Raw genomic sequence first — 3,803 nt, 5'->3', positions numbered from 1 at the left:
ACACCGAATCCTCACCTCAGGAGCCTGCCCGATCGCGATCAAGTTTGCCGAGCCCCCTGCTCCCAGTCCGAGGCGGGCGGTGCACTGACCGCTGGAGACCGCCCTGCCTCAAAAAGAAATCGAGATAGTTCGGTTACGGAGCCATCAGCGTGGCGTGTGCCGTGGCACTCTTGATCGATATGGTACGGGAGTGGTCTCAACCGGTCAGTGCATCATCTGGGCGTCCGTCTCATGCCGGAACCCCGTGGATCCCAGCACTATGCGGGTGGTGCACTGACCACTGGAGACCGCCCACGAAAGCGGGAACCCTCCAGCGCCGCCACGGTCGAGGTCGTAGACACGACCGGCAGGTAAGTTGCTGCTGGGACTGGGGGTGAACAGCTCGGAGCCGGTTGGCCTATCTTGTCGCGGTTGGCTTGGAGCTGGAGGGAAGGACTCGGGCGATGGGCTTGGCTGATCCGGTGCAGGTGCGCCGACTTGCGCTGTGGGTGGCTGATGGCGCCGATTACACGCGTGCGGATGCGGCTCGGGTGGCGGCCGCGGCGGGGGTGGGTTGGGAGTCCACGGCGGCGGAGCGGTTCAAGCGGCGGGTGGAGCATGGTGCGGGGCTGCTCCGGGCGGCGGCGGCGCAGCTGGATCAGCTGTCGACCGCGTTGTCGGAGCATGCGGCGGCGATCGAGTACCGCCAGTACCAGATCGCCGCGGCGAAGTGGTGGCTGGAGCAGCATTTCGACCCTTCATGGGTGGCGGCCGAGGGCGCGTCCGACCTGGTCGCCGAGGTTGAGAACGTGCGGCAGGCCGCGGCCTCGCTCGGACCCGACGCGACGGGTTGGCTGGATCTGGCCGGTCGGTTGGGCTGGTCCTGGTGAGCGGCGAGGCCACCACGGCGGCCGAGTCGGCTGCGTGGTCGGGGCATGTGGCGTTGGACGCGGCGGCCTGGGCGGAGCTGTGTGCCGCGGTCCCTGGGGTGGTCGTCCCGGCCGACTTCCTGACCTCCTGGGACGCGGTGCCCAACGCGGACCGGTTGCGGGCTTCGGCGCGGTCGCGGCTGGCCGGCTCGGGGCTGGTCGATGCCGAGGGACACCCGGACCCGAGGGTGGTGGAACTGCTGACGGCCCTGGGGTCGACCCCGGTCCGGATCCGGCTGCGGTCCGGTGTCGGTGACCGGGTGGTCCTGGCCGCCCTGGCGAGCGGCTGGGACACCACGGTCGCGTTGACCCGGGCCCGACGCGTCCATGGGCCGGCCGATCCGACCGCTGTCGGCGAGGACGGCGCGGTGGTGGACCTGGCGGCGTTCCCGAGCAGTGAGCTGGCCGACCGGCTGTGGACGCTGCTGCCGCCGGACCTGACCGAACGCGCGCTGCAGCCGGGCCAGACGGCTGGTGAGGCGGCGGAGTTGTCGTGGGAGTCGGTGGTGGCGCTGCTGCAGGCGCTGAGGCAGGGCCCGTCCTGGCCGGTCGAGGTCCGGGGTGAGGTGCGGCACCAGCTGCTGGAGCTGGCCGGCCTGGGGGAGTTACCGGAGACGGTCACGGCGTTGGCGCCCCGGTTGGCCGGCGCCGTCGACCTGACGGTGACGCTGCTGGTAGGCACTGCGGCCGAGCGGCAGTGGCGGGGGCTGTGGCTGCTGACCGGGGATCACCGGGTGATCACGTTCGTGGAGCCGTGGACTGGTGTCCCGGCCGACGGCGGGCACGGGATCCGGCTGCTGGAGGTCGACGGGCGCAGCTTGCGCCGGGACATCCTGCGCACCCTGGCCGAGGTGTTCGACGCCCTCGCCCAGGTCACCGAGACCTACGGGAGGGGCCGGGCATGACCGACGACACGTTGCGGGTCACCGGCGGCGCCGGCGGGGTGACCGCCCGCTACGACGACATGCTCACCTGCGCCGCGGGCCTGACCGCGCTGTCCCGCTCGCTGATGGACCGCTTGGGCTACGTCACCGCCGCCGCGGGCGCCCCGGACGTCCTGGAGGGCGCTGTCCTGGCCCCGGTGACCGCCGCGCGGATCGCCGAACACGCCGTGGCGGCCACCGCCGGCCCACACGGCCTGGCCCAGGCGGCCACCCACCTGACGGTGTCGGCGCTGACCCTGCACGGCGCGGTCCTGGCCTACCAGGCCCTCGACGAGGCCCTGGCCGCCGAACAGTGCCTGACCGAGGCCGCCGGCGCCGTCCCGGAGCTGCTGGACGGCGGGGACATGCCCCTGGACTGGCTGCGCCTGGACGGGGATCTTTTCGGCGGCCCGGCCGGCTGGTCCGACCTGCGCGCGTGGTGGAAGGACACCTCCCATGACCTGATGGACAACGTCTACCGCAACCCCTGGATCATCGACGGTCTGATCCACGACGCCCCTGCCCTGGTCACCCTCGCGGGCACTGGCCTGTTCCTCCTGAGCCCGGCCCTGGGCGGGGTGTTCGTGTACGGGGCGACCAGCGACGGTGGATCGTTCCCGCCGCTGACGTTCGAGGACGCGACCCGCGACACGCTCGGCCTCGGCGGCCTGTTCGGGCTGTTCACCAACGGCACCGGCAGCGCCGAGTCCCTGACCGGCACTACGTTCCTCCCGCTCGGCGACGACGACGTCATACCCACCAACGTCACCTCACTGATCGCCGGTGTCGGGCAGGTCGCCCGGTACAATCACCAAGGCCCCGACGACTCCGAACCGCGCGGTGGGGAGATCCGGATCCTGAAGATCCACGGCAAGGACGGCATCGACCGCTACATCGTGGAGATCCCCGGCACCCAGGAATGGTCCCCCGAAGCCGGCAAGAACCCGATGGACCTGACCAACAACCTCCGCCTGATGGGCGGCACCGACTCCGCCCAGAACCACGCGATCATCGACGCGATGCGCAAGGCCGGAATCCCCTCCGACGCCCCCGTCCTACTCGCCGGCCACTCCCAGGGCGGGATCACCGCCGCGTCCCTGGCCAGTGACCCCACCTTCCGCCGCGAGTTCAACGTCACCAATATCGTCACCGCCGGCTCCCCCATCGGCCGGTTCGACATCCCCGACGACGTCCACGTCCTGTCCCTGGAACACACCCGCGACACCGTCCCCCGCCTCGACGGCACCCCCAACCCCGACCGTCCCGGCTGGGTCACCGTTCAACGCGACGCCGACGGAGTCCAGGACGGCTCCAAGACCGTCCACGACATCGGCGCCAGCCACATGAACGGCGCCTACCAAGACACCGCCCGCCTCGTCGATGGCTCCAGCGACCCGTCCATCACTGGCGCCCGCAACGACCTCGCCCCGTTCCTGACCGACGACCCCACCGACGTCAGCGTCCAAGACTACCAACTCACCAGGCAGAAATGACCCCCCACACCACCACGGCCCTGGCCACCGCCGGCGCCCTGCTCTTGGCCGGCCTGCTCACCGGCTGCAACCCCGACCAGAGCGGACGAGATCCTCAAACCGTGGCCACCACCCCCGCCCCCCAACCCGCCCAGATCGCCGAACTCCGCTCCCGGCTGCAAGCCCTGCCGTCCGTGACCATCGCCGACGTCAGTTACGTCCCCGGCGTCAAAGCACTCGTCGACGGTGTCTGGAAGATCCGGCTCACCGCGACCGGCCTCGACAAGCCCGCCCTGATCCAACTCGCCGACCTCACCTACCGCACCATCTGGCAGGACACCGCCGTGCCCTACGCCGACCCCGAACTCGTCGTCACCAACGGAAGCGGCACCGGTGTCGGCTACCGCGACCTCGGCCTCGACGTGCCCCCCGTCTACACCGACCTACGCACTCGGTACGGACCACGCCCAACCTCTTAGTGGTCGCCGCCGGAAGTTGTT

4 protein-coding genes are annotated in these 3,803 nt (G+C 70.8%); all 4 read left to right on the top strand.

Annotation, left to right across the window (positions count from 1 at the left end):
- Nucleotides 1-443: 443 nt before the first annotated feature.
- From MJ797_RS27225 to MJ797_RS23970, 4 genes are read left to right on the top strand one after another with little or no spacing between them, the layout of a single operon-like run.
- Nucleotides 444-869 (top strand): hypothetical protein, encoded by a 426-nt coding sequence (locus MJ797_RS27225; protein WP_305039802.1) that lies wholly within the window; start codon nucleotides 444-446, stop codon nucleotides 867-869.
- Entirely contained in the window at nucleotides 866-1,813 is a 948-nt protein-coding gene (locus MJ797_RS23980; RefSeq protein WP_239341508.1) for a hypothetical protein, read from the top strand. The genes MJ797_RS27225 and MJ797_RS23980 overlap by 4 nt, the downstream gene beginning before the upstream one ends.
- Nucleotides 1,810-3,324 carry a GPI inositol-deacylase gene (locus MJ797_RS23975; protein ID WP_239341506.1) on the top strand — a complete coding sequence of 505 codons (1,515 nt, stop codon included), beginning with the start codon at nucleotides 1,810-1,812 and terminating at the stop codon, nucleotides 3,322-3,324. The genes MJ797_RS23980 and MJ797_RS23975 overlap by 4 nt, the downstream gene beginning before the upstream one ends.
- Complete coding sequence (locus tag MJ797_RS23970) at nucleotides 3,321-3,782, top strand: hypothetical protein (RefSeq protein ID WP_239341504.1); 462 nt, start codon at nucleotides 3,321-3,323, stop codon at nucleotides 3,780-3,782. Before MJ797_RS23975 ends, MJ797_RS23970 begins: the two co-directional genes overlap by 4 nt.
- Nucleotides 3,783-3,803 lie beyond the last annotated feature (21 nt).

The organism is Protofrankia sp. CiP3 (assembly GCF_917627345.1).
Lineage (GTDB): Bacteria > Actinomycetota > Actinomycetes > Frankiales > Frankiaceae > Protofrankia.
The sequence above is the reverse complement of the archived record's forward strand: the minus strand, read 5'-3'. Positions and strand labels throughout refer to the sequence as shown.